Here is a 7,561-nt window from a genome sequence, read left to right on the forward strand (position 1 = left end):
AGCTTGAATGCCCAGTACACCAGCCACAGGGTCAGGTAGCCGGCGACAGCGCCGACCACCGCATCCTGGATCGGCGCGAAGGTGCCGCCCAGGTTAATCAGCAGGCCGCTCCACAACAGCAGGTAGGTGAGGTCGTCGGGCAGCAACTGGGTGTCGATGTCGATGAAGGTCATCGCCAGCAGCAAATAGCAGAACAGCAGCGCAGCCAGTCCGGCCAGGCCGCTGCCGAAATGCCAGACCATCAGGCCCGACAACAGGCCCGCCACCAGTTCGATGACGGGATAGCGCGCGGAAATCGGGGTCTTGCAGTTGCTGCACTTGCCGCCGAGCGCGAGGTAGCTGAGCACCGGAATGTTTTCCAGCGCCGTGATCTGGTGGCCGCAGGACGGGCAGGCGGAGCGTGGCACGGCGAGGTTGTAGCGTTCGGTATGTGGCAGCGGCTGGCCGCTTTCTTCGGCCACGTAGTTGTCGGACTCGCGCTGCATCATGCGCGGCAGGCGGAAGATCACCACATTGAGGAAGCTGCCGATGAACAGGCCGAACAGTGCAGCGACCAGGCTGGGCAGCAGCGATTGGGATGGGGCGAACAGCAAGTCGACAGGGGCCATGGACAAGGAGGGCGGGCAAGTTGCGGGTGGCGCTATATTAGCGCAGGGTGGCGAGGCGACAATCAATCCGCGGCAACGCAAGGGCGCTTGCGTTGTATTTCAGGCAAGCGCCGCCGGCAATATCCGCCGCCGGCGGTGACGGCTCAAGCGCCGTCTGCCGCCTCGGCCACTGCCTGGATTGCCGGCTTGTCGGCGCTTGCGCCCAGGATTTTCCCGAACGTATCGGCCAGCGCAGCCAGCTCGCCATCCGGCACAACTGCACCGAACCTGCGCGCGATAAAACCATCCGGCCTGATCAGGAATGCCTGGCTGCCGTCTGCGCCGTACAGGTCAAGGAACTTTGCGTCATCGGCAACATGGTCGCCATCGACGCCGACATGCAGGGTGGCCAGGGGCACGCCCGATGTACGCGCCAGTTTTTCTGCGGCCCGGGTCCACTTTTCCGCCCGATGCAGGACCAGCAGTACAAAAGACGGTCCCCACAGGTCAATGATTGATACCCGCTTTCCTTGCCGGTCGCGCAGCCACACATGTGGTGCGCGCACCCCTGGCACGGTGGTCTCGACATAGTCTTTCAGGGTCGGCGTGGGCGCGACTGTACGCTCAGCAATGATCGCGCGGGATTCATAGACAGTGCCTAATTGATACCCGGTGTGCAGCACACTGTTGTCGCCATGCGGTTCGACCCGCTGGCGCAGGAAGTCTGTTCCGGCCGCGCTGATCTGGCCCGACGAAAACAGCGTCGGCTCGCCAATCTGGACCGCGGCAACAATGGCCTGGTAATTCAAGGAGTTGTAGGTCGCCGTCTTGACCGACAACAGTGCCTTCGACTTGCGTTCGACCTCATAGGTGTCCAAGAGATCAGGCGAGGCCAGGCCGCGGGCGACCAGCGCCAGCTTCCATGCCAGGTTGTTCGCATCCTGGACGCCGGAATTCATGCCAAAGCCGCCCCAGGGCGAATGCCAGTGCGCGGCGTCGCCGGCAAACAGGACATTGCCTTCGCGCCATTTGCGCAGCAAGCCGGTGCTGTAATCGAAGCGGTAAAGCTGCACGATTTCTACTGCAAGCCCGGGCATCCCGAGCGCGCCCCTGATCCGTTCCAGCACGATCGCTTCGTTCGGCAATTCGTCCTCGTCATGCCGGAAGCTGTAGCGCCATAAACCGGTTTCCGGATGCTTGCTGCCAAACCATCCGGCATAGCGCGGATCAAGGATGAACGAATGGAAAAAACCATCGCGCCCCAAGGTATCGTCAAGCTGTGCGCGGAATTCGACCAGCACCTGGTTGCCGAAGGTGGGTCCATGATCCTGTCCGCTGGCCAGGCGGCTGCGCACCAGGCTGTGCGCACCATCGCAGGCAATCAGGTAGCGTGCCTGCACCTCGGTGCTCGCCTGCGATTCGGTTTGCTGTACTTCGATCCGGACCCGGTCGCCCATGCGTTCCACATCGGTAACCCGCGTGGCGAAATGCAGCGACACATTGGGCCACTGCGACGCCTGGCGGCAGATTGCGGCTTCATAGTCGGAGGCCGGGATCTTGCGCGGATAGGCCGGGCTCAGGTGCTCCCATTTCCGCATGTAGTCAGCATCCGAGCCGTCGGTGGCGCGAATGGTCGCCACGGGCCCATTGGCGATGTTCACATAGAAGCCCTGTCCGTTGGATCGCTCGATCGACCATCCTGCCTTGTCGAGCCGGTCCCACACGCCCCACTGCCGGAAAAATTCCGCGGTAGATGCGTGCACGTACTGACCTTTTGGCAGCGTGGTCGTGCTGGCGCGCTTCTCGAACAAGGCAACCCGCAAGCCCGCGCGCCCCAGCAGGTAAGCGAAAGAAAGGCCCACAGGCCCGCCGCCGCAAATGACGGCGTCGAGACAAGCCTCGCCGGGCTGGATCGATCCCGCGTTCATATCGAGGTTCCTCCGTTTGCACTGCGCGCCATGCGCAGTGGACACTTGTTCCATTCGGACCATGAACCAACAAACAGGCGCGGTGTGACTTCAAGAGCGGACATGGTCAGTACAGCCAGTGCGGACAGCACGCCACCGCCGCAGTAGACGACGACATCGGTGTCAGGCACCGCGCCGGTTTCCATATAGAGCTGTTTAATCTCGCCAGTGGTGCGCAACATGGATGCAGGCGTCCACTGCAGCGAAGCAGGAAGGCTGACGGCGCGCGGTATGCAGCCGGCGAGATAGGAGGCTTCGTCGCGGGCGTCGATCAACAGGCAATCGGGGTCCAGGCACTCCACCTCCTCAACGCTGATCGTGGGCATGTTGCCGGGACTGAGCGTGAGGACATTTTTCGACGGGCGCAGCCGCGGGACGGTATCGCCGCTGGCAACTGCGCCGCCATTGCTGATCCATGCCTTCAAGCCGCCGTCGAGTACCTTTACATGGTCAAGGCCGGCCCACCTGAGTACCCACCAGGCGCGCGCAGCCAGCGCCAGGGAAGGACCATACACGACTACTTCGGTATCGGCATCAACGCCCCATCCATCGAGAGTCTTTTTCAGTTCATCGATTCCAGGTAGCGGCAAATTGCCGCTGGTCGCACTCGGCTGCGCGGCGAACACATCGCGGATCTGGGCATGGACGGCGCCAAAGATATGGCACTCGCGATAGTTCTCAAGTTCCAGCGGTGCATCGCCCAGGCGAACATCGACGAACAGCCTGTTATTGTTTTCAGTGGCCAGCAGGTCGATTGCCTGGACAACTTGATCGGATACGGAAGAAAACCGATGTACCACGAGAGCTCCTTGAGATGGCGTTTCGCCACAAAACCTAGAGCAATCCCCGGCCGGGAATGACTGGTCGCGGCCAGGGACGCGTCTTATTTTCCGGTAGAGAGGTTGTTTTCCTTGACCAGGCGGCCCCAGGACTTTTTCTCGGCGCTGACGACCTGCTCCAGATAGGCCACGCGGGTGTCGGGAATTTCGCCGCCCCAGGAAATCGCGGTTTCAATATTGGCCGGGTCATTGGCGATCTCGCCGATCTTTGCAGACAGGATCTTGACGATATTCGGATCCATGCCCTTGGGTCCGAACAGGGCGATCCAGGCACCCATCGACGGAATGTCCTTGACGCCCGCCTCACCCAGCGTCGGCACCGTCGGCAAGGCTTTGCTGCGCGACGTCGAGCTCACTGCCAATGCTTCCATCATGCCGGACTTGATATGCGGCCATGCCGTCACCAGGGAAATGATCGCAATCTCGACATCACCGGCGAGGATCGCCTGCAGCTGCCGGGCGCCGGACGCATAAGGGATGTGCACGATATTGATTTTGGCGTTGCTGTTGATGAGCTCGCCCAGGAAATGCATCCCGGTGCCCACTCCGGCCGACGCGAAGTTGATCTTGCCCGGTGCTGCTTGCGCGCTGGCCAGGAACTTCTGGAAGCTGCCGTATTTGCCCGCCTTGGCGACGATGACGTAGGGTGTCGTGACCAACTGCGCGATTGGCTGCAGCTCCTTTTCGGGATCCACATTTTTGTCGTCCACCACGCCGCGGATCGTGATCGAAGACCCGGTGGCAAGCAAGGTATAGCCGTCTTTTGGCGCGGCCAGGACTTGTCGCGCCGCCACCTCGCCGCCTGCGCCGGCACGCACTTCGACCACGATCGGCTGTTTCAAACGCTCGCCCAGGCTATTGGAATACAACCTGGTTGAGTTTGCCGGGAATCCATCGCTCCACGGCATGATGATCTTGATCGGCTTGTCCGGATATCCCTGCGCAAGGGCGGCGCCGGTCAAGCCCAGGAACAGCATGGCGGTCAAGCAGAGTTTCCGTGACAACGAGGCACTGTTGAAGATACGCATATTCATTCCTTGAGATTGAAAAATGTCAGATCCGGCACCGACCTGCCGCCCTGGCCTGGCGGGCAAAACGATTGATCCATGACGTGCCTGGCAACGAAATGCGCAGGCCAGTAGGAGTGACCGCTTAGCGGTCATTTGTGACCGCTGTACGTTCATTATGCGATAACCATCGAGGCTGTCAATATGTGCGGCGCCAGGCGTGCGCGGCAGCGCCTGGCGCCGGGGCTCCTGAACCAGCGCGGCAAGTGATGGGTGGGCGGCGCGCCATCAAATAGCCACCATCGCCTCCCGGGAATTGCCAACTGAGGGCGGCCGAAACGCTGGCGGCCTGAATCGAACGCGGTTACCCTGAGGGCATGCCAAAAAACGCCTCTCTTTCCAGTAAGCTCGGTCGCGTTGGCGCCAGCTTGCTGGTGGTCGCCCTGGTCTCGATCGGGCTGACCTTGTGGGTGACCTGGCAGCTCGAAGGCGGCGCGGCGGCAGTCAACGAAGCGGGGCGCATGCGCATGCAAGCCTGGCGCCTGGCCAGTGCGGTACAGGCAAGCCCGGAAAAGAGCGCGGAGCTGGTGCGCCAGTTCGATGACAGCCTGGCCGTCCTGCGCAGCGGCGATCCGGGCCGGCCGCTGTTTGTGCCGCAGGACCCGCAGATCCGCGACCGTTTTGCCGCAGTCGAGGCGCTCTGGCAGACACAGCGCGGGCAATGGTTGTCCACACCGCCGCCCGACGCTGTCGCATCGGCGCAGGCCGCCGGCCATTTTGTCGACGCCATTGAATTGCTTGTGTTCGCCATCGAGCAAAACCTGTCGCGCCTGACTGCGATCCTCAACCTGTTCCAGTTCGTGATGATGGCCCTGGCCATCGCCGGCGCCATCGTCGTCATCTATACCGGCTATTGGTATGTGATCAGTCCGCTCGGGCGTGTGCAGCAGGGTTTGCGAACGGTCGAGGCGGGTGACTTCACGACCCGCATCGAAGTGGATACGCAAGATGAATTCGGCCAGGTCGCGGCCGGCTTCAACCGCATGGCCGAAACGCTGCAATCCTTGTACGAAGGCCTGGAAGCCAAGGTGGTCGACAAGACCCGCCGCATTGAAGCGCAGCGCATGCGACTGGAATCGCTGTACCAGATCAGCGCCTTCCTGGCGCGCGCCAGCACCATCAATGAACTTGCGCACGGCTTTGCCCAGCGCGTGCGCGTCGTGGTGAAGGCCGACGCCACCGTGGTGCGCTGGTCCGACGAAGCCAGCCAGCGTTACCTGATGCTGGCGTCGGACTGCTTTCCGCTCGACCTGATCGAGGAAGAGCGCAGCCTGCTGCACGGCGCCTGCTCCTGCGGTTCGCTGCAGCCGGATGCCCGCACCCGCGTGATCCCGATCGTCAGTCACCATGAAGAGCCGGTGCGGCACTGCGCCCGCGTGGGCTACCAGAACGTGGTCAGCGTGCCGATCCGCTTCCAGCAAAGGCTGCTGGGCGAACTCAACCTTTTCTTCCGCAGCGACATCGCACCGACCGCCGACGAGATCGAATTGCTCGATGCGCTCGCCAGCAACCTCGCCAGCGCGCTGGAAAGCCTGCGCGCGAGTGCACTGGAGCGCGAAGCGGCGGTTTCCGAAGAGCGTACCTTGCTGGCCCGCAACCTGCACGATTCCATTGCGCAGTCGCTTTCCTTCCTCAAGATCCAGGTGCAGTTGCTGCGCAATGCCGACCAGCGCGGCGACCAGGCTAGGTTGCATGAGGCGCTCGACGAGCTCGACAACGGACTGCGCGAAAGCATCAGCGACGTGCGCGAATTGCTATTGCATTTCCGCACCCGCACCAATACCGACGACATCGAACAAGCCTTGCAGGAAACCCTGCGCAAGTTCCAGCACCAGACTGGCTTGCCGACCCATTTGCAGGTGGAAGGTCATGGCCTGCCGCTGCCGCCCGACACCCAGGTGCAGGTATTGCATGTGGTGCAGGAGGCAATGTCGAACGTGCGCAAGCATGCCCGCGCGACGCAGGTAATCCTCGAAGTGTTCAAGGGGCCGAGCTGGCGCTTCGTGGTGCGCGACAATGGCGTCGGCTTCGACGCCAGCAAGGCGGCGGGTGAATCGCATGTCGGCATGAAGATCATGCGCGAACGGGCAATGCAGATCGGCGCGCAGGTCGAATCGGTATCAAGCCCGGGGCAGGGCACGACGGTGACGCTGAGTTTGCCGGTTTATGAAATCGCCGCCAGCGATCCTGCTGCGGCTGATGCCGTCGATGTCGCCGCCGCCACCCTGCCGGCCGCCATGCTTGAAAGGGCTGGTGCGCATGACTGATCCGGTACGCCTCTTGGTGGTGGATGACCATGCGCTGTTTCGCCGCGGACTGGTGGCGCTGTTGTCGCAGGACAGCCGGTTTTGCGTGACCGGGCAGGCTGGTGATATCGGCGAGGCCTTGCGCTGCGCCGAGCGCGCCACGCCGGACCTGGTCCTGCTCGACAACCACTTGCCGGGCGTACTGGGCGTGGATGGCATCGCCTCGCTGAAACAGGCCGCTCCCGGGGTGCGCATCCTGATGCTGACAGTGAGCGAAAACCAGGATGACCTGGCGGCTGCCTTGCAGGCTGGGGCGGATGGCTACCTGCTCAAGACGGTCGAGCTCGATCGGCTGGCTGAGTACATCCTCAAGGTGCTGGAGGGGGAATCGGTGGTCAGTCCGGAGATGATGACCAAGTTGGTGGGGGCTTTTCGTGCGGCGGGCGGGCGGGTGAATGTTGCTTCATCCGCGGCGACGGTGGCTGCTCCGCATGGTCCGGCCGGCAGCGATGCAGGCATGGCTTTGCTGTCGCAGCGGGAGAGGGAGGTATTGGCGCTGATTGCTTGCGGGGATAGTAATAAGGTGATTGCTCGCAAGCTGGTGATTGCGGAGACGACGGTCAAGATTCATGTGCAGCATATATTGCGGAAGCTGGAGTTGAGTTCTCGGGTGCAGGCGGCGGTTTATGCGGCTAGTCGGGATATTCGTTGATTATTTTTTTGTGATTATTGGTTTGTTTGTTTCTTTTTTTTAATCGTGTTTTATTTTCATTGTGGTTAAGCGGGGTGTGCGCCCCCGCGGGCGCGTAACTTTCTTTTTGGCGCGCCAAAAAGAAAGTCACCAAAGAAAAAGGC

Annotated in this window: 6 protein-coding genes; 2 read left to right on the plus strand and 4 right to left on the minus strand. The window is 61.9% G+C overall.

Going from position 1 to position 7,561, the window contains the following annotated elements; all coding sequences use genetic code 11:
• The 4 genes from Q7T64_RS14875 to Q7T64_RS14890 all read right to left on the minus strand — a co-directional run.
• Positions 1–608 (minus strand): A24 family peptidase (locus Q7T64_RS14875; RefSeq protein ID WP_304797295.1); only part of this gene is annotated, 608 nt, incomplete at its 3' end.
• 143 nt (positions 609–751) lie between these two features.
• Positions 752–2,515, minus strand: coding sequence for an FAD-dependent monooxygenase (locus Q7T64_RS14880; RefSeq protein WP_304797297.1), 1,764 nt, complete (start codon positions 2,513–2,515; stop codon positions 752–754).
• Positions 2,512–3,354 carry a sulfurtransferase gene (locus Q7T64_RS14885; protein ID WP_304797299.1) on the minus strand — a complete coding sequence of 281 codons (843 nt, stop codon included), beginning with the start codon at positions 3,352–3,354 and terminating at the stop codon, positions 2,512–2,514. Before Q7T64_RS14885 ends, Q7T64_RS14880 begins: the two co-directional genes overlap by 4 nt.
• An 83-nt stretch (positions 3,355–3,437) precedes the next feature.
• Positions 3,438–4,370: a tripartite tricarboxylate transporter substrate binding protein gene (locus tag Q7T64_RS14890; protein ID WP_304797305.1), complete on the minus strand. Its 933-nt coding sequence runs from the start codon at positions 4,368–4,370 to the stop codon at positions 3,438–3,440.
• A gap of 407 nt (positions 4,371–4,777) precedes the next feature.
• Between Q7T64_RS14890 and Q7T64_RS14895 the strand changes: the two genes are divergently transcribed.
• Together Q7T64_RS14895 and Q7T64_RS14900 are read left to right on the plus strand one after the other, a co-directional pair.
• Positions 4,778–6,727 (plus strand): type IV pili methyl-accepting chemotaxis transducer N-terminal domain-containing protein, encoded by a 1,950-nt coding sequence (locus tag Q7T64_RS14895; RefSeq protein ID WP_304797301.1) that lies wholly within the window; start codon positions 4,778–4,780, stop codon positions 6,725–6,727.
• Entirely contained in the window at positions 6,720–7,418 is a 699-nt protein-coding gene (locus tag Q7T64_RS14900) for a response regulator (RefSeq protein WP_304797303.1), read from the plus strand. The genes Q7T64_RS14895 and Q7T64_RS14900 overlap by 8 nt, the downstream gene beginning before the upstream one ends.
• The last annotated feature ends 143 nt before the right edge of the window (positions 7,419–7,561 follow it).

The organism is Lacisediminimonas sp. (assembly GCF_030645335.1).
GTDB lineage: Bacteria > Pseudomonadota > Gammaproteobacteria > Burkholderiales > Burkholderiaceae_D > Lacisediminimonas.